Consider the following 23400-nt stretch of genomic DNA (forward strand, 5'->3'; position numbering starts at 1 on the left):
AGCCCGCACGCGGCCGCCAATCTTGCCACAGCGCCGCCCCAGCTCCACAGCGGCCTTGTTCTTGAGATCTTCTTCAGCCGGCGCCTCGCCGCCAATTGGTTTGCGTCGCGCGGGCGCTTTGGATGCTTATCGGTCATAGCTTGAAGATGGCCTTCGTTTCCGCCTATTTCCAGACGGCGCATAGGCGAAAGCGCCTATTGTGATTGGGACGGAGTTTCAAACTGACCCCACTACCGCCGCGCCGCAGGGCTTGCACCACCCGCTGGATCCGGCGTTGCTGAATGCTCTCGAACGCGCATGATGGCATATCCGTTTTATATGGGACGCTTCAGCACATCGCAGCTAAACAAAGAAATGCCGTTTTGCCGGCCAGGAGACAGGGAGAGTTGGGGACAGTAGTCGGCCCGGCAGGAGCGGCTGGTGAGGCGATGGGCAAGGAGTTGAAAGCCGCGTAGCCAACGCTCAACGAGGCGCGCCCGACCGGCGACGGCCATGTGGAGCTGGCGTTTGGGCCCAGCTCAGGACGAACTGGCCCGCGAGATCAAGTCGCGCTGATGCCAAGTGCTCCGGACCAAAGGCTCGAAGTTGTGAGTGAGGACACCAAGCGAAATGATGCCACAACTGGACCACTGGCTCCAACAGGTAACAGGAATAACGGGGCTGCTCCCGGAGTTACTCGGCGCGATTGCGGAAAGGCTCAGCCCGATCGATCTGCTGGCGGTGTCGCAGACAGACGGCGAGCTGCGTGCTGCTGTCCAAATGTCCGCGGCGTTGGAACAAAGGCGCCAGATGGCGATCCGGGTTCAGGCCGTCTGGAACAGGTTAATGGTCCCGCAGCCAGGAGTCGCGAATCCCTTTGTCGCACTAGGTGTTCCCGGCGTGTTGGAATCTCTCGCATCCAATTTCAATTGCCTGACCAGCGTGCAGCAGGAGCAGCTCGTTGCCATCGCCGAAGGACATAACGACCCCGAGCACCGCGTCTTTGCCCTGCGAGCCCTCGGCGGGAGGCTGGGAGGGCTCGCGCCCACGCTTCAGCAGCGCCTCGTCGAGGTCGCCGAAGGACTTGACGACGAAGAGCACTGCTTCCAAGCCCTGGAAGCGCTCAGACGGGGGGTGGGAGGGCTCGCGCCCGCGCTCCAGCAGCGTCTCATTGATCTTGCCGAGGCGCTTGACCCCGAATATCGCTTCTTGGCCTTGGAGGACCTCGGGCTGGCCGTGGGTGAGTTTACGCCCATGCTCCAGCAGCGTCTCGTCGAACTCGCCGAGGGGGTTGACGATCCCCAGTATCGCGTCTCTGCCCTCGTTTGTCTCGCAATGGGTGTGGGAGGGCTTGTGCCGGCGCTCCAGCAGCGTGTCGTCGATCTCGCCGAGGAGCTCAACCCGGAAGACCGCGTCTCGGTGCTTCGAGCGCTCGGGATAAGCGTGGGAGAGTTTGTACCCGCGCTCCAGCAGCGTGTGGTCGACCTCGCAGCAGGGCTTGTCGATCCCGTGCATAGCGCTGAAGCCCTGCAGCGCATCGGACTGGCCGCAGGAGAGTTTGCGCCGGAACTACAGCAGCGCCTCGTCGTGCTCGCCGAGGCGTTTGTCGATCCCGAGCATCGCGCTCAAGCCCTGGAGGGCATCGGACGGAACCTAGGAGAGCTTGCGGCCGCACTACAGCAGCGCCTCGTCGTGCTCGCCGAGGGGCTCGCCCAGTACGAGCATCGCGTCACAGCTCTGCGGGGCCTCGCAGTGGGCGTCGAAGGACTTGCGCCCACGCTCCAGCAGCGCCTCGTCGACCTCGTCGTGAGCCCTGACCTCGAAGATCACTTCTCGGCCCTCGCAGCCCTGGAGTCAGCCGTGGGAAAGCTTGTGCCCGAGCTACAGGAGCGCCTCGTCGTGCTCGTCGAGGGGCTCACCCAGCCTCATCAACGCGTCTTAGCCCTATGGGGCTTCAGATGGGGCGTAGGCCGGTTTGCGCCGGCGTTACAAGAGCGCATCGTCGTGCTCGCCGAGGGGCTCGCCCAACCTGGAGATCTCAACCAGGCCATGTGGATCTTGAGAAAGGGCTTTGGACGTTTTACGCCCGAGCTACAGGAGCGCCTCGTCGTGCTCGCCGAGAATCTCAACGACCCACACGATCGTGTCACTGCGCTGCTAAGCCTCGGAGAGAGCGCGGGATTGCTTCCGCCCGAGCTACAGGAGCGCCTGGTCACCTTCGCCGAGAGTCTTAACGACCCGGACAACCGTGTCGCGGCCGCGCGGGTCCTTGGAGCAAGCGTGGGAGCGTTTCCGCCCGCGCTACAGCAGCGTCTCGCTGCTATTGCTGAAGGTCTTGTCCATCCGTGGGCTCGGGCTGCCGCCCTGGCAGCCCTGTGTCCTAGGAACTAAACCCATTCACTTGGGGTTTTTCCGCCCAGGGTAATTCAAGTCTTGCAATCGGGCGGCCTCCGGCCGCGTTGCCGGTACGAAATCAGGGACCACGAATGGTTGATCATGTCACCGCTGTTGGCGAACATGCCTCGTGGTGTTCTCGCGTCGATCATCCGCGTCCTGAACAGCTCGGAAATGTCTGGTCGAATGGGTCATGCCCTAGCCCGCGGCGTCCGGGCTCCGTCGAAGTCGAGAACGGTCGTCGTGCCATCAGCTCATCTTGAAATCGCCGGATGGCTCCTGTGGATCTCGATCAACTTTCTGGGAGCATAATGGGACGGGACTGAGAAGATGGACATGGTTGGACAACTTGTTAGCCTCAAAGGCCACATGCATATCTGCCCCCTGGTCGAGCCTGGACCACGGCCGCATATCGGCGGCCCAGTGATCTTGACCGGTCAGAATTTTGTCTGCGTGGAGGGCGTTCCAATCGCCACCGTGAGCGACAAATGCCTATGTTCCGGCGCGCCGACAACCTCCGACAGAATTAAGGAAGGCTCTTCAATCGCGCGGATCAACGGCAAAAGGATTGCGCGGATGGGAGATTCCTGTTCACACGGTGGGCGCTTGGTTCAAGGCGTGCCGTGGATAACGTTCGAGTAACATCGCCGGCTAACGCGCTCGCGCCGACTCGAACTTCGAGACGCCGCGGCAGCGCGTACAGGGCAACGCCACGCCGCCGCTCGTGCCGATGCCGGAGGCGATGAAGCGAGAGCTTGAAGAAATACCCCGGGCGTATTTGCGACCAATGCTGCGGCGGAGCGGGCAACAACTCAGGATGCGGGCGGCCGAGGCCGAGCACGACTGCGAGGACCACGGTGATCGTTGCGATGCGCCAGACGGTGGTCTACTCCTGTGAGCTGAAATTAAACGATCTGGAATATTCAAACAGCTTGAAGGCTGTAGCCTCCCGCATTCAGCACCGGCAGACGTGGCGGCCGCGCAACGAGGGCACGCAAGCGCCGACGATACTTTAGTGGAGTGCGTACATAAATGGTCCCGTGCTCGCCACCCACGAACTGCCGTTGCAGAGAGGACGTGAAGCCGCTCCACGTTGGCACGGTGCCGTCGCCGACGTCCTCTTCCTCGATCGCGTCGGGACGCAGTTTGCCGGGATGGACCGACGTGCTTGAGACGGCATGATCCGTGTCGTCTGGCGTCGCTGGGTTAACAACGTCGGACGTCTGCGCCCCGGTAAGCTGGCAGATCCATTCCATAACATCGGCAGCAAACGCCACCAAACAGGGGCCGAAATCCTGATGGAGGTCGCACGGGACTTTTGAGGCCGATTGCGCTTCATGGTTTGCGATCAAAGGCTGGAGCTAACCAACCCGAGTGCTGGCTACATCGCCAACCATATGTCATTCATGCTCGATCTCCTGAAGGTGCCGCGTCCGCACGCAGGTGCCGTCGACGGCCGCAGACATCTTTGGGCAGTCGCAGCCTGGATTGCCGCCTTTCACTCCGGTAGGCGCAGGAGTCGCCACGAACTTCAATAGCCCTTGACTGTATCGCAATTGAGACACATATAGGGGGTCATATCGCCATTCGATGTGAGTGGGCCACCGGCGAGTTGTTCGTTATAAGGAGTCTTGATATGGCTGCCACTAAAATGATTCATGTTCGGGTCGAAGATGACATTCGTGAAGAGGCTTCCTTGGTTCTTGGGTCGTTCGGTCTTTCGCTTTCGGATGCCGTTCGGGTGTTTCTTCATCGAGTTGTGGCGAGCCAAAGCTTTCCTCTCGAGCTCAAGGTTCCCAACGAAACAACCCGCGCCGCCCTGACGGAGGCTCGTGAGATCAGGAAGGCCCGTAAGGCTCGCTTTACGACACCGGATGAGCTTTTCGCCGAGCTGAACGGCAAGAAGTAAATTCAGCGAGCAAGCAGCTTGAAGAAACCGAGCGACGTCAGACGCACCTCCCTTCCAAGAGCATCGGAATACACCAGACAATTTCGAAAGGACTGGAACCGATACAATAAGGCCGGGAAAATGGATATGAGTCGCGCAATCGAATTGATGACGCTGATCATTCTGAAAAGGCCGCTCGGCGCTGAGTGGGCCGACCACGAGCTCTCAGGTAGAGAGTGGAAAGGGGCGAGGGAAGCACATATCGGTGGTGACTTTCTCCTCGTCTATACTGCCGATGACGACTTCGTCGAATTTGTCAGGCTTGGCTCACATTCAGAGCTGTTTGGAAGATAAGGCGCGGCGCTGGCGCGCCCGACATCGCGATTTGTATACCGCAAAAAAGGGCAGAGCCGCCCAAGGGAGATTGGGGGCTTTTGCTATCCAATGCCGCATATCTGCTTGTCACGAGCACAAGCGGTAGTTCTCGTCCAGGCTCGGGGATAATGGTTACCGCTTCCCGCGCCGAATAGAAAACCGCAATCGCCGCGGTAGTCCCATCCTCTTCGACGCGCTCAAGGTGGTATGCATCCCGCCGTTCCGGTCTATTTTTGTCAGTTAACTGTAAGCGGTTTCCGACGGCCGAACGCTCGCCCACGAGTGGAGAAGGCTTGCGTTGCGCCTTAGCTCGTGAGCCCCCCAAAACACAAATATTTCAGGTCCAGGTAATCATCGACGCCGTATTTCGAACCTTCCCGGCCAAATCCTGACTGCTTGATACCCCCGAACGGCGCGACCTCAGTCGAAATGAGCCCGGTGTTGATGCCAACCATGCCATACTCCAAGGCCTCCGCGACGGCCCACACACGGCTCATGTCCTGGGCGTAGAAATAGGCCGCAAGCCCGAATTCGGTGTCATTTGCCATCTCAATGACGTCATTGACCGCATCGAAGCGGAACAAGGGCGCCAACGGCCCGAAAGTTTCTTCGCGGGCGACCGCCATCTTGGAGGTTACCCCGGTCAGGACAGTCGGCCAGATGAAATTGCCGCCAAGAGGGTGGTCTGGCCCACCCGCCACAATGCTGGCGCCCTGAGAGACTGCATTCTCAATGTGACGCCTGACCTTGGCCACGGCGCGGTCATCGACCAGGGGGCCGATCTCGGTGCCTTCCGCAAAGCCGTCACCAACTTTGAAGGCTTTGACGCGATGCGCGAGCTTGTCGGCGAACTCTTCGTAGATACCGCTCTGCACGTAAAGGCGATTGGCGCAGACACAGGTCTGGCCAGCATTGCGGAACTTGGAGACGATGGCTCCTTCGACGGCCGCATCGACATCGGCGTCGTCGAAGACGATGAACGGTGCGTTGCCGCCCAGTTCCATGCTGAGCTTCATGACTTGCGCGGAGGCTTGCGCCATGAGGGTGCGGCCGACTTCGGTTGACCCGGTGAACGTGAGTTTGCGAACCTTCTCGTTTTCGCAAACCTCATCGCCGAAGTCCGAGCTCTTCGTGATCGGGACAACGCTCAGCAGCCCGGCCGGCACCCCTGCCCTGTCCGCAAGTACGGCGAGGGCCAGGGCGGAGAGTGGCGTCAGGGCCGCCGGTTTGAAGACGATCGAGCAGCCTACCGCCAGCGCCGGAGCGATCTTGCGCGCCACCATCGCCGAGGGAAAATTCCAGGGCGTAACGGCGCCGACGACCCCGACAGGTTGCTTGATCACGACGATCCGCTTGTCACGGGCATGTCCGGGGATTGTGTCGCCATAGATGCGCTTGGCCTCTTCGCCAAACCACTCGAGGTAGGACGCGCCATAGAGGATCTCGCCCTTGGACTCGGCGAACGGCTTCCCCATTTCAGCGGTCAGGATCGTCGCCAGGTCATCAAGATTGGCGATCGTCAGATCATACCAGCGCCGAATGACTGCAGCGCGCTCCTTGCCGGTACGGGCAGCCCACTCCTTCTGGACGACGTAGGCCACATCGATCGCATTGGCGATGTCGGCTCGGGTAAAATCAGGCAGCCTGGCCAGCACTTCGCTGGTCGAAGGGTTGGTGACCTCGAAGGTTTGTCCGGATCGGGATTGGCCGAGCCACTCCTTGCCGATCAATCCCGCTTCCCGGATCAGATCCTTGTCCTTGATCTTGTTGAGGAGTGTCGCTGATACGGCCATGGTTAGACACCTTCACTGAGTTGCGAACGGCCCCGCGCGAGAAGTGCCCGGGCCTGGGCGATAATGGGAGCGTCGATCATCTTGCCGTCGACAAGGCGCGCTGCGCCGTCCCGGGCCGCGTCGACGACGCGCTGCGCCCAGCGCAGTTGCTGTTCACTCGGCTGGAAAGCCGAGATGACATGGGAAGTCTGGGCAGGGTGTATGCAAAGCTTCCCGCCGGCCCCATGATCTAAGGCCTGCTGGCATTCTGTGGCCAGTCTGGCGGTGTCCGTGACCTCGAAGGATGGGCCATCCAACGGCAGGGGCATGCCGGCGGCCCTGCTCGCCACCGCCAGCCGCATCATGGCATGCGCTTTGAGGTCATTGGAGGCGGGCACACCCAAGTCCAGCGCAAAATCTGCGGGTCCGAAGGCCAGTCTCGCGACATGCGAATGAGCGGCCAGCGCCCCCGCCGCCTGCAGCCCTCGCGCCGTCTCGATCAGCGCCATGATCTCGATGTCGTCACCCAAAATCCGAACCATCGCGTCGAGGATCGCCGCGGACTCCGCTTTTGGCAGGCAGATGCGCCGAAGCCCGAGCGCCCCGACTGCAGCAAGGTCAGTCGTGTACCAGCTGCTGTCTTGGCTGTTGATCCGAACGTAGGTGGGGTTCCGCAATGTCAGGGCATGGTGAAGGTTGGACCGGGCGCCATCCTTGGCGGCGGGCGCAACGGCGTCCTCAAGATCGATAATAATCGCGTCGGCTCCGGACCGGTCGGCCTTTTCAAAACGCTCTGGCCGGTCGGCCGGAACGAACAAAGGCGCGACAGGCGTAAAATGCAAGTCACCCTGTGCAGACATCAGGCCACACCCCGGTCGATATCGGCTTCCATGTGCACGGCGCCGCTCCCGCCTTGCGTCCAGAGTCGCTGACCATCGATGCCGACCCTGACGGTCAGTTCACGGTCTACAATCGCCGGAGCTATCCCGCGGTAGCGAAACGTCAGGGGTATACCGGCGCCTTGGGACGCCGCGAGGTTGAGGAGAAGCGTTGCCTGGAAGGGGCCATGGACAACCAACCCCTCATAGCCTTCAGCCTCGGTCGCGTAAGGCAGATCGTAGTGGATACGGTGACCGTTAAAGGTGATCGCAGAGTAGCGGAAGAGCAACGTGGACGAAGGAACGACAGACCACACTTGCGCTGCTGGCCGGATTGCCGTGGGCTCGGCCGGTGAGGTGTTTCGATACACGCCATTTCCCGAGATCGCAGCTTCCCGATAAACGATGTCCTGCCGTTCACTCAGTGCGAGACCACGATCGGAATGATAAGCGTGGCCGACCGCGACGAACCATAGTTCACCGGATCGGCCTTGCTTGCGCACTATGTCCAGGATGGTGGACACCTTGCGGACTTTGTCACCGACCCTAAGGTGATCATGCAGCTGAAGTTCACCACCAGCCCACATGCGGCGCGGCAGCGGCACAGGCGGCAACGACAGGTTCTTGGCGGGGTGTCCGTCAGCACCCAACTGGTCCATGCCGGCGATTGCCGGCGACAGGCACCAATGGATGCCCAACGAGGCGGCATCTGCGGGCAGCGGCGCTAGATGCGGTTCGAAAATGGCGCGGAAGCTCATCACAAGGCGCTCCGAAACGACATCGATGCTTTCGCTCTGACGGCCAATCCATTCTGCCGATAGCTTCTGTTCGGTCGCGTCCACTGGCCTTGACCGTCAGTACGAACGTGGCATCCCGAGCACATGCTCGGAGAGGTAGGACAGGATGAGGTTCGTCGAGATCGGCGCAACCTGGTAAAGCCTGGTCTCGCGAAACTTGCGTTCGACGTCATACTCTTCAGCGAATCCGAAACCGCCATGCGTCTGGATACAGGCGTTCGCGGCTTCATTGGAAGCATCAGCAGCCAGCATCTTGGCCATGTTCGCTTCAGCGCCGCAGTCCTGACCGGCCTCATAGAGCCGCGTGGCTTCGCGGACCATGAGTTCGGCTGCACGCATGTTCGCGTAAGCCTTAGCGATGGGAAACTGGACGCCTTGGTTGGCGCCGATGGCCCGGCCGAAGACGTTGCGGTCGCATGCGTAAGTGGAAGCCTTGTTGATCAGCCACTTGGCGTCGCCGACACATTCGGCGGCGATCAGGATCCGCTCGGCATTCATCCCGGAGAGGATATACCGGAAACCCTTGCCTTCCTCACCGACCAGGTTTTCGGCAGGGATCTTCACATTATCGAAAAAAACCTCCGTCGTGGAATGGTTCATCATCGTCCGGATCGGCCGGATTGAGAGACCCTGCTTGAGTGCTTCCTGCATATCAAGAATGAACACAGATAGGCCGTCAGTGCGCTTTGCGACCTGATCCTTCGGGGTGGTCCGGGCGAGCAGCAGCATGAGATCCGAGTACTCGGCCCGGCTGGTCCAGATTTTCTGACCGTTGACCACGTAGTGATCGCCGTTCTTCCGTGCGAAGGTACGGATTGAAGTGGTGTCGGTGCCGCTGGTCGGCTCGGTTACACCGAACGCCTGCAGCCTCAATTCTCCGGAGGCGATTTGCGGAAGATAGCACTGCTTCTGCGATTCATTGCCGTGGCGAAGCACCGTGCCCATGACATACATCTGCGCATGGCAAGCCGCACCATTGCATCCCGCCCGTTGAATCTCCTCGAGCACGGCGGCCGCTGCCGAAAGCGTCAAGCCCGACCCGCCATATTCCTCGGGGATCAGCGTCGCAAGGTAGCCGGCCTCGGTCAACGCGTTGACGAAATCCACGGGGTAGGCGCGGTCGGCATCGAGCTTGCGCCAGTATTCGCCCGGAAACCGCTCGCAGAGCCGACGCACGGCGTCGCGGATGTCCTCGTTGTCAAAGTCCTTGAACATCAGGCGCTCCGCGCGGCATGAACCTGGGGAGGCGCGTCCCCAGCGGTTTCAAACAGACCCAGCGAGCGCACCGGACAGTTGTCGGTAAGGCCCAGGATAGCGCCGATCAGGTCGTCGGCACGGGCTTGCGAAGTGCCGCCGGCGACGAGCTGCGTGCGCGCCTTCTGAGACAGCTCGGCTGCCGTCACCGGGTTATCGGGATCGCCCTTGGCGTCGTGTCGGGCGGCGAAAAAGCGTCTGCCGGAAGCCGTCTCGACGATCACCTCGGCACCCCACGATTCCGGATAGGCGGCATCGATCGACGGCGCCAGCTCGACCCTGACCTTCTTGCGTTCGCCGACCATCCGTTGCCGTGCATCAGCATCGAAGCTGGCCTGATCGACGCGGCCGTCCGCGAGCGCTATCGCCACCGTGTGCTGCAGCGAGAATTTGGCACTGTACGGATCTTCCGGAATGGGCCGGTCGCACACGTCAAGGGCCGCCCGGTAAGCCCCGACATGAACCCTTGCGATGGCTTCCCCGGCGATCTCGTTGTGCAAGGCGATCGCGCCGTCGATCGCCGGATGGGTGTGTCTGCAGCACGGCCATGGCTTGATCGAGGTGTTGATCAGTTGCCAGGCCCGCTCAGGCCCTGCCGTGACGGCCTCCGGAATCGGGTCCGGACACAGACCGGCGTAGAAGCCCTTCTCGCCTTCCAGGATGTTCTGCGCGCCCGTGAATCCTTCCTTGGCCAGGAACGAAGCGATGACGCCTGATTCCGCAGCCCTGGCGGTGTGGAGATGCTTGCTCATGGCGCCTTCGGCAAGGAACTCCCAAAGACCCGATGACTGGGTACCCGCATTCCCAAGCGCCCATACGGTCCTGGTGTCGTCGAGGCCGAGGAGCTCCGCCACGGCAAACGCCGCACCGAACGGCCCGCAGGTCGAGGTGTTGTGCCAGACCCGGTAATGCTTCTTGCCGACGGACGTTCCGACCCGGCAGCAGGCCTCGTATCCTGCGAGAACCGCGCGAAGAAACGCTTCACCGCCAAGATCGTGGTCGTGGGCTACCGCCCAGGCCGCAGGAATGACGACACTGCCGGGATGGGTCACCGAGTCCCGGTGGAGGTCATCCATCTCCAAGATATGTGCTAGGCCGCCCAGGTAGAACGCCTTGCGGGCGGTATCGGTTTGCGCCGGCGGGGCGACCACCTTCAGCATGCGGGCGGGCTCGGTTGGCAATGCGCCGAGGGCGCAGCCGAGCGTATCCAGGACGAATAGCGATGCCCATTCGAGGTCGCAGTCGGTCACTGGCTTTTCACGGATCAAGCGGGTCAGGTCGCGGGTCAAGCTCATAATGCTGCACTTCCTATCCGTTTGGGATCCACCGTATCCTGAGGGCCGAACTCCTGCCGCAAAGCCACGTCGTGTTCACCGAGTGAAGGCACCCGGCCAAGCACGGGGCGCTTGCCATTGACTGTGACCGGCGGCGCAAACAGCTCGACTTGACCAACGGTGGTCTCCACCGGGACTTTGGTGGCACTGCGATGCACCGCCAGATCCGCCATGGTCGACACACGGCCATAGGCAATTCTGACGTTGTCAAGCAATTCGCATAATGCAGACATGGTGTAGGTCGCCAAGATCGCCTGCACGCATGCGTCAAGCGGCTCGCGGTTTTTGATGCGAAGCACGTTGCGCTCGAATCTCGGGTCCGTTGCAACCGACGGCCGGCGCAGGACACTGTCGCAGAAGACGACCCATTCGCGTTCGTTCTGGACGGCGATCAGGATTTCCCCGTCACTCACCTGAAACAGCCCGTAGGGCGCGATCGAGGGGTGGGCGAGCCCAAGCCGCCGCGGCTCCTTGCCACCGTAGTGGCGCGCCAGATATGGCACGTTCATGTATTCGGCGAGGGTGTCGAAAAGGGAAAGCTGCAGGTGAGCCCCGTCCCCGGTTCGGCTGCGCATGATCAGGGCTTCGAGGATAGCGGCGTAGGCCCCCTGTCCCGTAGCGATATCGGAGATCGATATGCCGACCCGGGTCGGGCCAGAAGTTGCGGACCCAGTGACCCCCGCCAAGCCCGCTTCCGCCTGGATCAGCAGATCGTAGGCTTTCCGCTCGTGGTCGGGTGTTCCGGGTGCGTAGCCACCGATGTCACACACGATTAGCCTGGGGAACCGCCGCCTGAGGTCGGCGCTGCCGATGCCCAACCTGTCGGTTGCGCCAGGTGCGAGGTTCTGGACGAACACGTCGGCGGTGGCGAGCATGGATTCGACCAGCGCAAGATCATCCGGCTGCTTCAGATCGACGGTGCAGGATTGCTTGCCGCGGTTGTTCCAGATGAAATAGCTGGAGAGGCCGTGAACATAGTCGTCATAGCCGCGCGCGAAGTCGCCCTCGGGTCGCTCGAGCTTGATGACCCGCGCGCCCGCGTCGGCCAGACGGGACGTCGCCAAAGGCGCGGCCACGGCTTGCTCCAGCGAGATGACGGTCGTTCCCTCCAGCGCGCCTGGCATGGCTCGCTCCTTATGCTGCTTTTCCGATACCATCGCACCGGAAGGGGTCCTTCCGTCAAATAGCGTTTTGTAATGGGAGGTATAGCGAAACGGTACAGTCGGCCGCCCGCCTGCAGCACCCTAGCCGAAGAGGTTGGGTCGCTGGTTTTCGTTGGATAGCTCGGCGCTCCAGACCTGGTCCTTGACCAGCTGGCGAAGGATCTCCCACGAGAGCTGCCCGACGGCGCGGGGCGCTGTCTGCAACGCCCGTTCGGTCGAGTAAGCCAGGTACACTTTCCGTGTAATTGGCGGGTTTTGGAAACTCCACGCCCGAAACAAGCCGGCCTGCGCCTCAGCGTTGATCGCCATCCGCGGCAGGATCCCGTAACCGATGCCACGTGTCACCAATCTCTTGATTTGGGTGTAGGAGTCGATTTCGATCGCCGGGTTGATGGCGACCTGGACTGACGTTGCCACGGCTTCGATCAGTTCTCGCAGGCCGTGGCCGGGGCCCGGCACAACGAGGGGCAGTCCGGCGACGTCACGAAGCTCCACAGAAGAGCCCTGCAAGTCGGCCTGGCCCTGCATCGACGGGCCGGCAAAGAGACAGATTTCCTCGGACAAGCCGTGATGTACCGCGAGCCCCCGGGGATCCGAAGTTGCATAAATCATCGCGAGGTCAACCTCCCCGCGCTTCAACCATTCCAGAATGTAGCCGCTCATCGCCTCAACGATGCGGATGCGCACCTCGGGGAACCGCTCGCGGGCGGCCTCGATCAGCGGCGCCGCAAGAAGCTCGCTCACTGTACCCGGTAGGCCGAAACGCACTTCGCCGCGAGGGGCTATGGCGGCGCCCCGGACACTGTCGTTAATTTCGGCAAACTCGGCAAGGATGCGCTTGGCATGGACCATCAGCCGCGTGCCCGCTTCGGTCGCACTGACGCCGTGTGGCCCGCGATGCAGGAGGGCAAGGCCAAGCTCCTCTTCCATGTGCCTGACATGCTGGCTCAACGCGGGTTGTGCTACATGAAGCTGCGTCGCGGCTTTCGAGAACGAGCCGCTCTCGACGACCTTGGAAAAATATCTTAGCTGCCGAAGATCCAAAACGCCTCCCTACGCTCTACGGAGGGCTAGCGTATAACATTTCGTTATTGAGGGAACGACAAAAACCGGCGGTCCGTCTATCCCTGTCCCAACAAGACCACGTCGGCGCTGCCCATGGATCTTTTGATCCGTCCCGCCTGCCGGCGGACTTCGTCAATCAAGGCGGTGAGCACCACTTTCCGGGGGCTGCCTCCCTGGGGCCGCACCACGGCTATAGTGCGGACCATGGCGCTGTCGGCGATCGCATAAGCGCTCAGCACGTGCCCGGCCAGTTCACGCGTGACGCTCGAGTGCGGCAGAATGGTTGCGTACTGGGTGGTTTTGTCCGCAATGACAGCTTTTACGGCGTTGAGCGAGTCGAGTTCGAGTTCCGGCTGCAGCGCGATGCCACGCTCGCGATAGACCCGATCGATGATCCGCCGCAGTTCATGGATTTCGCTCGGCAATATCAACTTTAACCGGCTGATGTCACTCAGCTGGCGCGGCGCGTCGACCTGAGCGCGGGTATAAGAGGTTACCAGCACGAGGCGCTCTGCGAACAGATCCACGATGTCGAGCTGATCCGGCGCACTCGGCCGATAGGTGAGCGCAGCGTCGAGGCGGCCGCCGCGCATGAGACTGGCTAGGTCGCCGCTGTAGGCTTCGACAACATTCAGCGTCACACCCTGATACTGGGCTTGAACAAAATTGCGTATGTCTTCCAGAAACAGCGGCACAATGGTCGGGCATATGCCAAGTGAGATCTCGCCTTTGAGCTTATCCGAGCGCTGGCGCACCTCACGGACCGCATCATCGAGCCCATCGATGTGCAGGCGCGACTGGCCCAGGAGGAACCGTCCTTCGGCCGTGGGCTCGGCACCGCGCCCACTTCGGTTAATCAACGAGATACCGACTTCCTTTTCGAGCAGCTTGATTTGTCGCGTCAGGGACGGCTGGGCGACCCCTATGGATTGGGACGCGCGGGAGAAGCCGCCGTGCTCGCAAACCGCGATGAAATAGCGCAGACGCCTGAGGTCGATGCCTTCCATGCCCTGCCCCGGTTACCGGCCCGTCACGCGGTCGAGGAGCCGTGCGATCCACGGGGTCGAAACTGGCTCGAACAATGGGTTCACCTCCGGCACGAGGACGATCCTGTGGCGAGGACGTTCATCGATAACGGACAGGCGTCCTTGATAGGCCAACCACCACACGATGAATACGCCGACAAACCAGAACAGGACCTGCCAGATCAGCAGCGAAGGCACTCCCGACGCCACCACCGTGCCAGCAAAAATCGGCTCGCTGAAAAATGTGTTGCCGAGGATTGCACCGGGGCCGAGCGCGAAAAACGCCCACAGAAGTGTCAGGGCCCATTTGGCCGTTGTGGCCGCCTGGCTCCCGTTACGCGCCGGCTGGCTCTCCTCGAAGGCGTCATGGAGGCGATCCCTGCGATCCCGCTCGGCGCTGCTGCGAGTAAACAGGGACACAAGGAGGCACGCCGTAAAATTGGTCGCAAGTCCCCATCCCGCCGAATGGACCGACAAGGGCCAGCGACCCCATGGCAGGTCGACGAAGAGCCGCTCGAACAGCACCAGCCCAAAGCTCTCGGTGAACACCACGCAAAGGCTTCCGACAATCAAACCGGCCAGAACACCGCTACGGCTGATCCAACGCACCCAGCACAACCCGAGCACCGCAGGCAGCAGCTGCATGGACAGGCTGAGCGTGAGGGATGAGAAGATTGTCGCGCTGAGGGGCGCAAAGCTCGCGACGGCAGCGACTGCTCCGTAGACGAGCGCCAGGGTCACGCGCGCGGCAAACCGCGTCGACCGCTGGTCCATGCCCGGGATAATGTATCGTGACGTCAGCTCGATGGTGCACACCGATGCACCGGATCCGGCAAAGAATGCGACGGCGATCTGGCTCGACGCGACCAGAAGGAGTGTAAAGCCCACCGCCACCATCGGATCGAGCGTTGCCAGTCGTGTCGTGAAGGCTGTCAGCGAGCCACTGGCCGCAATCTCCGCGGCCAGAACCGGCCCGATCAGTATCAGGGTGCCAGCCGCGAGGCCCGCGATCATCCAGACCTGGCCAAATGCAAGGCCGCGGCGCGGCGCACTTGTCACGCCCAGAAAGCTGAAGCCGGGACTGATGGCGATGCCGCCCAGAGACAGGGCGAACGTCAGTCCCGCGAAGGTGGTCCAGAGCCCCCCGGCCGGCAGCTCCTTGCCAATGCCGGCGCTAAACTGGATCACGCCCGGGATCTTGTCCGGCAGCACACCGCTGGCTGTACCAATCCCGTTGACGGCGAATGCCAATTTGTCGAGCGTAAAGCCCGTGAACCCGCCGAAAAATACCATGAGGGCCAGGACCAGCAGGGACTGGGCGGCGACAAGATAGGCAATCCCGCGCCAGCCTCCGATCACGCTGCAGAGGAACAGGACGAACGCGATCGACCAGATTGCGAGACCGGACGGAACGTCGTTGGCGGTCGCGGCGCTCACCAGGGCACCCGCCTGAGACAGGCACATCGCTGCAAAGGGGATGCTGAAAAGGAACAGCACGAGCAGCAAATAGATGCGAAGGGTCGTGCTACCGAAGTAGTCGCCCAGCAGGTCACCAAGCGTGCGCAGCGAGGTCAGCCGGGCGGCAAGCCAGACCCGCTTCTGCGTGATGGCAGCGCAAAGGGCGATACAGATGAGACCGACTGCAACCTGGTTATATTGAAGGCCGAAGGTGGCGAGTAAAAGCAGATGATCGGGAAGGCTGAGGCTGGCCAAGGTGATGCCGGCGCCGGCGAAGATGGTCACCCATGGCGGCAATGCCAGGCCCGCGTCGACGAAATCACCGGGTTGCTGGGTGTGACGGCCGCTGATGGTCGCAAGGTAAAGGCCCAGGACCGCGACAATGCCGAGCACGGAAACCAAGAGCGGGGTCATATATGGTCTCCCGGCGAGCGTGAGCGGAAGTCCCGGATAACGTCGAACGCTGCGAAGGCCTGCCGTGCCCCGTACCGGGTGATCAGGTAGAAAACGACCACGGCCCCCGTTGTGATAAAACCGATGCTCAGCGGCAAGAAGTTGTGCGCGGCAAACGACGCGCTGACCAGCGACAGGACAACGAACAACACAAGCGCGAGTCCGTAGATGACCAGGCCGAGCCCCAGTTCTCGGGGCGAGAAACCCGTCCCGTAGACCACATTGACGATCACGTGGGCGACAAAGCCTGCCAGAATGGCCGCGAACCCGGCAAGGATATAGGGTGTTCCGCCCCGGCCAAATCCATACTCAAACAGGATCGCGGCGGGCATGGCCGCTGCCAACCAGCAGGCCATGACCAAGGCGTGGCGGTCCAGCGCTTCGTTTTTGCCGAGCGGGGTCATCGGTTGCTCTCGCTAGTTTAGTACGCGCTCAGTCGTCCTTGTCCTTCGGCGCATCCGGACCCTGGAAGTTCCGGAACGACATGCCGCCGGCGCTTCCGAGGTTTTCGATCGGCAGTCCCAGGTCCTTCATGAGACCGTCTACGAAGGCGACCTGAGTGCGATACTTCATGGCGGAATTCACCACACGGTCTGTCATGTTGCCGCCGCCAGAGCCGCCCTCTCCCCCGCCACCCATCTCGGACGGGCTGTTGAGACCCGGCAGCCCGTCGACCTGGAGGATCTTGATCGATTCGATGTTTTCCATCGGCTTGACCGTTTCGCGGATGATGCTCGGCAGATTGCTGACGAGGTTTTCGTAGATGGCACTGCGTCTGCTGGCATCCGAACGGGTGTTTTCAGACTCGTTGAGCATGCGCTGCCCGGCGGCGTCCTTGGCATAGCGGACCTCGGCCGCATTGGAGTCGGCGATTTCCGCCAGCGCCCTGAGTTCCGTGGCTTCCTTCTCGGCCTTTGCCGAAGAAACGACGCGTTGGGCGTCACGCTCGACCCTGGACGAGGACTGAATGAGCTCGATCCGCTTGATGCGTTCGGCCACCTCTTCTTCGCGTGCGCTGTTGACCTGCTCTTCCTGTTCAACCTGTTTTTTCAGGGCTTCCGCAGCCTCGGTCTTTGCGTAGGCTTCCTCGATCGACTTGTTGATCACCGCGATCAGGCGCTCCTTGTCGATGATTTCGACTTCCTTCTGCTGCTCGATCTCAAACTTATCGACAAACTTCCGCGCAGCGATGCGCAACTCGTCGATCTGGCGGTTGGCGGCGATCGACGCGTCCTGAATCTCCTGAAACGCCTTGGTTTCGGCGAGCTTGATCTTCTGGTTTTTCTCGATCTCGAGCTGCACGATTTCCTCGTCGACCCTCAAGCGTTCGACATCGACATCGTAGCGCTTCTTCAGGCGCGCCTTTTCCTGGTCAGCCTCAGCAAGTTCGTTGCTGATGCGAACCTCTTTCGACTTCGCCACGGCGAGCAATTCAATGGTTTTATCGGTTTCAATACGGTGCGACTCGGTTATCCGCTGGTTCTCCAGTTTGGCCTGGTCGATCTCTGCCGATGACGTCGTCTCGATGATCGACAGCTCCTGACGCGAACGGATTTCAGACTCCTTCACATGCTGCTCGTTGTCGATCCGCTCCGCCTCAACTTCCCGGCGGTTCTGGATCCGCTGCATCTCGAGCTCACGGCGCGACATGATCTCGGTCATTTCAGTCTCTTGCTGCTTCTTGATCTCCAATGACCGCACCTCCGACTGAGTGTTGATCCGTTCGGAATCGATGAGCCGGTCCTTGGCGATACGAATCCGCTCGCCTTCTTGTTCGCTGCGGATCCTGGCGTTCTGAATACTGATTGTGGAACTAGATCTCTCGGCCTCAATCTCGGCCAGTTGGGCGGCTTTACGGATTTCGATCGCTTGCGTCTGTTCGATGCGGGCATATTCGAGGTCACGCTCGATCTCCAGAGACCGCTGCTCGGTCTCGAAATCCTTGAGCTTGATGCCGATCCGCGATTCGTTTTCGATGCGGTTGCGAAGCTGGCGGCGCTCTTCGATCTGCTCGGTCAGCTGCGTCAGGCCTTCGGCATCGAACGCATTGGAGGGATCAAATACGGAGATGTCGGTCTGGTTGAGGCTCGTCAGAGAGGCATTTTCAAGCTCGAGGCCATTCGACCCCAGGGTCGTCGCCGCCAGGGCGGCCGCCTCACTCATGTAGCGGCCGCGATTGGTGTGGATTTCATCCATGGTCATCGTGGAGGCGATGGCCGACATCGCATCGATGAACCGGCCCTGAACGATCTCCTTCAGCGCGGCAGGGTTCTGGGTGCGGTCACCGAGGGTGCGGGCCGCAGTCGACACCCCGGCTTCCGTCGGCACCACCCGCACGAAGAACTCGGCGATGATGTCGATGCGCATTTTGTTCCTGGTGATCAGGGATTGCTCGCCGAGCCTCCGGATCTCCACCGGGATCGCGTTCATGTTGACGCGCGTGATGTCGTGGACAATCGGGATGATCAGCGCACCACCGCCCATGACCACCCGCTCGCCGCCGAGGCCGGTTCGGACGAAGGACTGGTCTTTTGACGAGTGTCTGTAAAGCCAGTGCAGCAGATAGACACCGATCGCGATGATGATCGTTATGAGAATAACGACTGCGATCACATCAGAGCCATTCATGGGAAGATCCTCCACTTAACCGCGGGCGCCGAGCAGGTTGGCGCGAAAGATTGACAGCCTTCAGAAACGCTCCTCGCCGGCGACGGCGAGGACGATCATTGAGACAGCGATGAGATTGATAAGGTCAGCAACGGTGTAGAGCACAATGATCGGTGCCACGTGCCCCGTGCCGATAACGACATCCACGAAATGCAGGATCGGGTAAATCGCCCAACCGATGGTCATGATCAGCCTGATCCAGAAATAACCGAGCCGGATGGGCCGCGTCGACTTGCCAACGGCATCTGCCATGGCGCCGAAATACAATTCGCCCAGGATATAAAGCCAGAACGCGATCGACAGCAGCACGCCAAGGGTTGGGTTGAAAAGCCGTGCATCACCGAGGTAGCGAGCAAGCACCATCAGGATTGCCGCGGCCAGTGTCCGCCAGAACACGCCCACGGGCACTTTCCCTGCAATGCAGGTAAAGAAAAACACCGATGCGACCTGCATCGGCTGGACCACGAACCACGCGACGTAGCGTGAGGCGGCGCTGAGCTGCTGGCCCGCCAGCCAGATGTTGGAGGCAGCATAGTATTCAAGGCCCGACACCAGGAGCGCAACGGCTGACAGCGCCAGGGGAACCCGCCAGCGCTCTGACGTCCATGTCAGGCCCAGCATTGCCAGGGCAGCTGTGGCAAACATGGCAAGCGTTGCAACGCTGAGCGCGGTGCTGACCACGGCGCTGGACTGAAAGAGTGTTCCAAACATGGGCTTTCCCTAGACCTGGGCTCTGATGTGAGGGGCGCGGCCGTAGAGCGCGACCATCGGCAGGATCAGAAGACCGAAAATGAATTGTTGCCATTCGTATTTGAGCCCGATGCCAATCAGGAAGGCGCTCAGGACTTGCAGGACGAGAACCCCGATCACGGTGTAGCCATAGCCGCCATATCCGCCCATGAGCGACGTCCCGCCGATCACGACTGCGGCCAGGGTTGTGAAAAGATACTGGTCGCCGACCCCGATGAAGCCACCCCCGCTCCAACCGAGCAGGAGCGCCCCGGTCAACGCCGCGGAAAAGCCGCTGATGGTGTAGGCGAGTGTCCAGTATTTGAACTCGGAGACGCCGATCAGCTTGGCCGAGCGGCGATTGCCGCCCAGGGCGTAGATGTAGCGGCCGAAGGCGGAATAACGCAGGCCAACGATGACTATGACCGCGATGACAATCCACAACAGGATCGTTGGCGGGACAGCCAGACCGAAGGTACGACCGTTCATGGCGGCGAGATTTTGCAGCCATTTCGGAACGGTCCCAAAGACGTTGCCGCCAAAGGACGATCCAATGCTGGTCAGAATCTGGACAAGCCCAGCGATTGCAAATCCCATTCCGAGGGTGAGGATCAACGCCTGACCTTGCAGGCGGTAGGACAGAACGCCGTTCAAGAAACCCAGGGCACCGCCGATGATCAGAACGAACACCACCGCGAGCCAGGGCGGTACGCCAAGACTGATCAGGAACAAAAGCCCTATGTTGGACGCGCCGATAACAAACGGGATCGAGAGGTCCAAGCCGCCGAGCAACGCCACCAGCGTTTGCCCGACGCAGGCAATGCCCAGGAAGGCTGCAAACAGCAAAATTGCTTTGATGTTGGCTGCGGAGAGGAACCCTTTGATCGTAAAGGAACTGATCACAATCAGCGCCAGCAGCACAATCAGTCCAATAAAGGCGCTGCGGCCATGGGCGAAACGGTTACCGACCTTGAACGCAAAGACCAGGATCGCTTCCAGCAGCAGGAAGGCTATCAGGTTGCCAAGGGATCTGAAGGACGGGACCGTGGCCGTGATCAGCAGATACACGATCAACATCACCGCCATGGTGATGATCAGAACTCGGTTGCCGGCCCAGACGCCACCGGCGCCAGCCGGGGCTGCAGTGTCGGTTTCAAGAGACGAAGATCGGGACTCGAAGATGACGGCGACGTAGTTGATCAGCCAGAACAGCACGGCGGCCAGAACGATGGTGTAGAGGATGACGATCTGGGCGCTGAGCCCCTGCCAAAAACCCAGGCTGAAGCTGATCGCCGCCACCACGAACGTGACGGCGAGGTTAAGCCACACCAAGGCGCGCGAATGGGGGATGAAGAGACCGCCATTGCGGCCGCCGTCGCCGAAAGTCTGACTCATGGCCCGATCCCCAACGATTGTCCTGTCGCCAGAATTCCGGCCGCGTGGCTTTGCTGGCCGACGACCAGGAAGAGGAGCAGGATGAGTGCCGAGACGAAAACATAGATGAAGGCGCCAAGGCGCACGGAAACCGCTTCAGCTACGATGACGCGGACAGTGAACGTCAGCACGGCCAAGATGACGGCGAAGCCGAAGACGATCTTTTGCAGCGGCGTGAGATCGGGCAGAGCCGGCCCGCTTCCCGACTGTACGGGCAGCAGCAGATAGCGGGTCATCACGTCCGGATTGGACTTGAAGGCCTCGCCGGCGACGGCCACGCCATAGGTATCGCGGGTGCTGATGTACAGCATGATCCCGACGACCACGCAGCCCAGGACCGCGAAGGCCGCAAAGGGTGAAATGAAGTGGAGGTATCGCCCGATGATGGGGACCAGAAGGGTCAGCAAAAGCGACAGAACGAGGATCAGCCCGTAGAAAAGCTGCGTCACAAAGGCTTGCGTGGAACCGAAATTGAACGTGGCAAGAACATAGCCGATAAGAAAGAGGTTGAGCGCGCCCAGCAGCCCGCCTGCCACGCCACCGCGTCCACCGGACAGGCTGACCCCGCCCAGCACCAGGGCGGTCACTGCCGTCAACGTCATGGTAGTGCCCTGTGTCGGATCACCGGACGAGATCAGGGCGGTATAGCAGATCGCTCCCAGGCCAACGAAGAGCCCGGCGATGATGTGGGCACCGATCCGCACCACATTGATGCGGACGCCGCTCGTATAAGCCGCACGCTCATCGTAGCCCATCAAACGCAAATTCGCGTAAAACGACGTCGTGGTGAACAGCAGCCAGGCCGCGATAGCCAGCAGCACGATCAGCAAGATCGGTGAAAAGATCGTGTTGCCGAGGCCCCAGGACGACATCCAGTCCGGTGCGGTGCCGCCAGGTCTTGGGAGGATGACGAGGTTGATCCCGGTCAGGGCCAGAAAGCCACTGAGCGCTACAATGATCGGCTGGACGCGCACGAAAATGATGATGAGGGCAAAGAAGAGCTGATAGAGAACGCCAATCCCCAGGGCGACCAGAAAGACGCCAAAGGGACCCGTGACGATGCCAAGGCCATTGAGCTTGACGATCGTGACGTTGATGAAGGCGAGCAAGGGTCCGACCGCAAGGTCGACTGTCCCACGTCCCGCCACAGCCAGGGCCATGAGTGAGAATGTCGCCAGGATCAGGGGCGCCGACACGATGATCGCGCTACCGAACCCCGACAAGCACACAAGGTTCGGCCCCCTGATGACCGCAGCGCTCAGGAGCAGCGCGATCAGCAGGATCGGGACCAACAGATAGGTGTTTTGGGAACCCCTGGACTGCGACATCAACATTTGTCTTTCGTTGCTAGTGCAACCTAGAACTCAATGACCTTCCGGCCGTCGTTGGGCCGCTCGCTGCGAGACGACGACCGGCTTTCGGAAATGCTCCGCCCCCCCAGGGCATTGCCTCCCTGGCCGCGCCGTTCCGGATCCGCGCTGAGGATTTTCTTCAGCACGGGGGTGATGACTTCCTTGAACTTCGCCGGATCTTCCGATGTCGGGAAGTGGCCACCGCCGAAGATGATGCATTCCGAATTCTTCACTTTTTCGGCGGTGCGCTGGGTCATTTCCGGTGTACAGGCGAAATCGTACTCGCCAGTCAGGAAGTAGATCGGCACCTTCCCGGAGATCTTCTGGCACTGGTCGCGGAAATCCGAATCGACGCTGTAAAAATAGAGGTCGCCCTTGAAGATGCCGGGCCCCCCCTGCGCGTAGTACCACCAGGTCTCCCACCGGTAGTCGTCGGGAGACTGCGTGGCCATCAGACCGAATACAGAGGTCGCCACGACCTCGCCACCATGGATATGGGGGTGATGCAGCGGATCGATCCACCATCCCGGGGAATAGTCGCAGGCCTCGAGGGCGATAAAGGCCGAAAACTCGCTCTCATAGCGCAATGCCAGCGCCAGGCAGATGTTGCCGCCCATCGACTGGCCCATGAGGACCGGCTTGCGCAGTTCGAGGGCCCGACAGAACGCCACGATGAACTCACAGTAAAATTTGGTTGTGAGTTTGTACTCGTCTTCCATTAGGTGAAAGTCTGCAGGCGGGATCGACTTGCCGTGCCAGGGCATGTCGAAAGCGATAACGCGGAAATTCAGGCTGATGTCCGGGTCGCACAACTGGTGCCGATACTGGCGCCCGTCCGTGCCTGCCGTGTGCAGGCAGACCATCGGAATGCCCTCGCCGTGTTCCTCGTAATAGGTGCGGTACGTCTTGCCTTCGCACTGGACGTAGACGTAGCGCCCAACGATTGGATCGTGTGTATTCATGACAACTCTCCTGCGCTGCCGTTAAACTTGTCGCATCAGCGAGAGCATGCGCGTCAGCGCCCGCAGATTTTGCCAGAAGGGGAGCGAATTGCCCTCGATAATCAGCTGCTTATGCAGCGGATGCGCCATCGCCCAGATGTCGTTGAACATCGGCGGTGGGATTTCCTGGGCAAATTTCGACCAGGCGCTGCTCGGCGCCTTGAGCCAAAATTCGACTCCCATGTCATTCGGAGTGAGGCCTTGCGCAATCTTCTGGATCTTGCCGCCCCGGACGTCGACGAGATACTCCGTGTCGTAATTACCCACCCTTTCGATGCGGCACGGTGCGTCGTCACTCGTCGTCGATGTCCGGGTACTGCGGGGGAGCCTTGCCGATCTTGCTGACGATCCTCTGGTAATTGGCATCGGGCTGCGCCTGCCC

Annotated in this window: 22 protein-coding genes; 5 read left to right on the plus strand and 17 right to left on the minus strand. The window is 61.0% G+C overall.

Annotation, left to right across the window (positions count from 1 at the left end):
- Positions 1 to 609 precede the first annotated feature (609 nt).
- Together D3227_RS31980 and D3227_RS31985 are read left to right on the plus strand one after the other, a co-directional pair.
- Complete coding sequence (locus D3227_RS31980) at positions 610 to 2370, plus strand: hypothetical protein (RefSeq protein WP_120018177.1); 1761 nt, start codon at positions 610 to 612, stop codon at positions 2368 to 2370.
- 372 nt (positions 2371 to 2742) lie between these two features.
- Complete coding sequence (locus tag D3227_RS31985) at positions 2743 to 3015, plus strand: PAAR domain-containing protein (protein ID WP_342634026.1); 273 nt, start codon at positions 2743 to 2745, stop codon at positions 3013 to 3015.
- A gap of 281 nt (positions 3016 to 3296) precedes the next feature.
- Here D3227_RS31985 and D3227_RS42310 read toward each other — a convergent pair whose 3' ends face one another.
- Positions 3297 to 3725, minus strand: coding sequence for a hypothetical protein (locus D3227_RS42310; RefSeq protein ID WP_208646509.1), 429 nt, complete (start codon positions 3723 to 3725; stop codon positions 3297 to 3299).
- Positions 3726 to 4009: 284 nt separating this feature from the next.
- Here D3227_RS42310 and D3227_RS31995 point away from each other — a divergent pair, with 284 nt between their 5' ends.
- Both D3227_RS31995 and D3227_RS32000 read left to right on the plus strand, forming a co-directional pair.
- On the plus strand, positions 4010 to 4282 hold the full coding sequence (locus tag D3227_RS31995) for a type II toxin-antitoxin system RelB/DinJ family antitoxin (protein WP_208646511.1): 273 nt from the start codon (positions 4010 to 4012) through the stop codon (positions 4280 to 4282).
- An 18-nt stretch (positions 4283 to 4300) separates the two neighbouring features.
- Entirely contained in the window at positions 4301 to 4615 is a 315-nt protein-coding gene (locus tag D3227_RS32000; RefSeq protein WP_208646515.1) for a type II toxin-antitoxin system YafQ family toxin, read from the plus strand.
- A 326-nt stretch (positions 4616 to 4941) separates the two neighbouring features.
- On the opposite strand, the gene D3227_RS32005 is transcribed toward D3227_RS32000, so the two are convergent.
- The 11 genes from D3227_RS32005 to D3227_RS32055 form a co-directional block, all read right to left on the minus strand.
- Complete coding sequence (locus tag D3227_RS32005) at positions 4942 to 6429, minus strand: NAD-dependent succinate-semialdehyde dehydrogenase (protein ID WP_120018180.1); 1488 nt, start codon at positions 6427 to 6429, stop codon at positions 4942 to 4944.
- Between the two features lie 2 nt (positions 6430 to 6431).
- Positions 6432 to 7268, minus strand: coding sequence for an HpcH/HpaI aldolase/citrate lyase family protein (locus tag D3227_RS32010; protein ID WP_095090175.1), 837 nt, complete (start codon positions 7266 to 7268; stop codon positions 6432 to 6434).
- Positions 7268 to 8128, minus strand: a complete 861-nt coding sequence (locus D3227_RS32015; RefSeq protein WP_120018181.1) for an HTD2 family dehydratase — start codon at positions 8126 to 8128, stop codon at positions 7268 to 7270. The genes D3227_RS32010 and D3227_RS32015 overlap by 1 nt, the downstream gene beginning before the upstream one ends.
- 12 nt (positions 8129 to 8140) lie before the next feature.
- Positions 8141 to 9298: an acyl-CoA dehydrogenase family protein gene (locus tag D3227_RS32020; protein WP_120018182.1), complete on the minus strand. Its 1158-nt coding sequence runs from the start codon at positions 9296 to 9298 to the stop codon at positions 8141 to 8143.
- Complete coding sequence (locus D3227_RS32025; RefSeq protein WP_120018183.1) at positions 9298 to 10632, minus strand: MmgE/PrpD family protein; 1335 nt, start codon at positions 10630 to 10632, stop codon at positions 9298 to 9300. Before D3227_RS32025 ends, D3227_RS32020 begins: the two co-directional genes overlap by 1 nt.
- Entirely contained in the window at positions 10629 to 11795 is a 1167-nt protein-coding gene (locus tag D3227_RS32030) for a CaiB/BaiF CoA transferase family protein (RefSeq protein WP_120018198.1), read from the minus strand. Before D3227_RS32030 ends, D3227_RS32025 begins: the two co-directional genes overlap by 4 nt.
- Positions 11796 to 11915: 120 nt before the next feature.
- Positions 11916 to 12878 carry a LysR family transcriptional regulator gene (locus D3227_RS32035; RefSeq protein WP_095090188.1) on the minus strand — a complete coding sequence of 321 codons (963 nt, stop codon included), beginning with the start codon at positions 12876 to 12878 and terminating at the stop codon, positions 11916 to 11918.
- 77 nt (positions 12879 to 12955) lie between these two features.
- Entirely contained in the window at positions 12956 to 13906 is a 951-nt protein-coding gene (locus D3227_RS32040; RefSeq protein ID WP_120018184.1) for a LysR family transcriptional regulator, read from the minus strand.
- Between the two features lie 12 nt (positions 13907 to 13918).
- The gene (locus tag D3227_RS32045; RefSeq protein ID WP_120018185.1) at positions 13919 to 15796 is read right to left on the minus strand and encodes a hypothetical protein; all 1878 of its coding nucleotides are present in this window, start codon (positions 15794 to 15796) and stop codon (positions 13919 to 13921) included.
- Positions 15793 to 16239 (minus strand): hypothetical protein, encoded by a 447-nt coding sequence (locus D3227_RS32050; protein WP_095090196.1) that lies wholly within the window; start codon positions 16237 to 16239, stop codon positions 15793 to 15795. Before D3227_RS32050 ends, D3227_RS32045 begins: the two co-directional genes overlap by 4 nt.
- A 28-nt stretch (positions 16240 to 16267) precedes the next feature.
- Positions 16268 to 18292 (minus strand): flotillin family protein, encoded by a 2025-nt coding sequence (locus D3227_RS32055; RefSeq protein WP_342634027.1) that lies wholly within the window; start codon positions 18290 to 18292, stop codon positions 16268 to 16270.
- Between D3227_RS32055 and D3227_RS41920 the strand changes: the two genes are divergently transcribed.
- Positions 18224 to 18370 (plus strand): hypothetical protein, encoded by a 147-nt coding sequence (locus D3227_RS41920; protein ID WP_167480942.1) that lies wholly within the window; start codon positions 18224 to 18226, stop codon positions 18368 to 18370. The genes D3227_RS32055 and D3227_RS41920 overlap by 69 nt on opposite strands.
- 153 nt (positions 18371 to 18523) lie before the next feature.
- Here the strand turns inward: D3227_RS41920 and D3227_RS32060 are convergent, their stop codons facing one another.
- The 5 genes from D3227_RS32060 to D3227_RS32080 are packed head-to-tail and all read right to left on the minus strand — an operon-like array spanning position 18524 to position 23285.
- Positions 18524 to 19213 carry a bacteriorhodopsin gene (locus D3227_RS32060; protein ID WP_120018187.1) on the minus strand — a complete coding sequence of 230 codons (690 nt, stop codon included), beginning with the start codon at positions 19211 to 19213 and terminating at the stop codon, positions 18524 to 18526.
- A 9-nt stretch (positions 19214 to 19222) separates the two neighbouring features.
- Positions 19223 to 20626, minus strand: coding sequence for an ABC transporter permease (locus D3227_RS32065; RefSeq protein WP_120018188.1), 1404 nt, complete (start codon positions 20624 to 20626; stop codon positions 19223 to 19225).
- Positions 20623 to 21999: an ABC transporter permease subunit gene (locus tag D3227_RS32070; RefSeq protein WP_245451968.1), complete on the minus strand. Its 1377-nt coding sequence runs from the start codon at positions 21997 to 21999 to the stop codon at positions 20623 to 20625. Before D3227_RS32070 ends, D3227_RS32065 begins: the two co-directional genes overlap by 4 nt.
- A gap of 23 nt (positions 22000 to 22022) precedes the next feature.
- Positions 22023 to 22979, minus strand: a complete 957-nt coding sequence (locus D3227_RS32075) for an alpha/beta fold hydrolase (protein ID WP_120018189.1) — start codon at positions 22977 to 22979, stop codon at positions 22023 to 22025.
- Between the two features lie 21 nt (positions 22980 to 23000).
- The gene (locus D3227_RS32080) at positions 23001 to 23285 is read right to left on the minus strand and encodes a hypothetical protein (RefSeq protein ID WP_120018190.1); all 285 of its coding nucleotides are present in this window, start codon (positions 23283 to 23285) and stop codon (positions 23001 to 23003) included.
- Positions 23286 to 23400: the final 115 nt, after the last annotated feature.

This window comes from Mesorhizobium waimense, from assembly GCF_003601975.1.
GTDB classification, from domain to species: Bacteria; Pseudomonadota; Alphaproteobacteria; order Rhizobiales; family Rhizobiaceae; genus Mesorhizobium; species Mesorhizobium waimense.

Excerpts from the sequence above, each read along its gene's own strand:
- D3227_RS31980 (WP_120018177.1), top strand. The coding sequence starts at position 610 with ATGATGCCACAACTGGACCACTGGCTCCAACAGGTAACAGGAATAACG.
- D3227_RS31985 (WP_342634026.1), top strand. The coding sequence starts at position 2,743 with ATGCATATCTGCCCCCTGGTCGAGCCTGGACCACGGCCGCATATCGGC.
- D3227_RS31995 (WP_208646511.1), top strand. The coding sequence starts at position 4,010 with ATGGCTGCCACTAAAATGATTCATGTTCGGGTCGAAGATGACATTCGT.
- D3227_RS32005 (WP_120018180.1), bottom strand. The coding sequence starts at position 6,429 with ATGGCCGTATCAGCGACACTCCTCAACAAGATCAAGGACAAGGATCTG.
- D3227_RS32010 (WP_095090175.1), bottom strand. The coding sequence starts at position 7,268 with ATGTCTGCACAGGGTGACTTGCATTTTACGCCTGTCGCGCCTTTGTTC.
- D3227_RS32020 (WP_120018182.1), bottom strand. The coding sequence starts at position 9,298 with ATGTTCAAGGACTTTGACAACGAGGACATCCGCGACGCCGTGCGTCGG.
- D3227_RS32025 (WP_120018183.1), bottom strand. The coding sequence starts at position 10,632 with ATGAGCTTGACCCGCGACCTGACCCGCTTGATCCGTGAAAAGCCAGTG.
- D3227_RS32030 (WP_120018198.1), bottom strand. The coding sequence starts at position 11,795 with ATGCCAGGCGCGCTGGAGGGAACGACCGTCATCTCGCTGGAGCAAGCC.
- D3227_RS32040 (WP_120018184.1), bottom strand. The coding sequence starts at position 13,906 with ATGGAAGGCATCGACCTCAGGCGTCTGCGCTATTTCATCGCGGTTTGC.
- D3227_RS32045 (WP_120018185.1), bottom strand. The coding sequence starts at position 15,796 with ATGACCCCGCTCTTGGTTTCCGTGCTCGGCATTGTCGCGGTCCTGGGC.
- D3227_RS32050 (WP_095090196.1), bottom strand. The coding sequence starts at position 16,239 with ATGACCCCGCTCGGCAAAAACGAAGCGCTGGACCGCCACGCCTTGGTC.
- D3227_RS32060 (WP_120018187.1), bottom strand. The coding sequence starts at position 19,213 with ATGTTTGGAACACTCTTTCAGTCCAGCGCCGTGGTCAGCACCGCGCTC.
- D3227_RS32065 (WP_120018188.1), bottom strand. The coding sequence starts at position 20,626 with ATGAGTCAGACTTTCGGCGACGGCGGCCGCAATGGCGGTCTCTTCATC.
- D3227_RS32070 (WP_245451968.1), bottom strand. The coding sequence starts at position 21,999 with ATGTTGATGTCGCAGTCCAGGGGTTCCCAAAACACCTATCTGTTGGTC.
- D3227_RS32075 (WP_120018189.1), bottom strand. The coding sequence starts at position 22,979 with ATGAATACACACGATCCAATCGTTGGGCGCTACGTCTACGTCCAGTGC.